Raw genomic sequence first — 317 nt, 5'->3', positions numbered from 1 at the left:
TTGCTTGTAGTTGGTATTGCAATACTTAATAAAGAAGTTGTGACAGACGAGCTGTTTCATTGGGGCTTCAGGGTTTTTCTTCTGAGTATGCTCGTGTTTGCGGTATTTGCAATGATTACACGAAAGGACCCTATGAAAATTGTACCGGCAAGTGAAGCATTGTTACCTTCTCTTAGAAATTTGATGCCACTTCTTCCTTATGTTGGGATTCTGGTCGCTGCGCTCTTTCTTTACGACATATTGCTAGATGCTCAACTTGACGAATTTACGGCACCTGTCATGCTGCCAATTATCGTTATGGCAGTTTTAGTGTTTGA

The 317-nt window shown here is 41.0% G+C and carries 1 protein-coding gene; it reads left to right on the top strand.

Annotated elements, in window-relative coordinates; translation table 11 throughout:
• Positions 1-111 precede the first annotated feature (111 nt).
• Positions 112-317: hypothetical protein (locus tag A3761_RS28405; protein ID WP_231881134.1), on the top strand; the 206-nt coding region annotated here is incomplete at its 3' end.

The organism is Oleiphilus sp. HI0123 (assembly GCF_001635315.1).
This window is presented reverse-complemented; position numbering and strand designations above follow the sequence as displayed.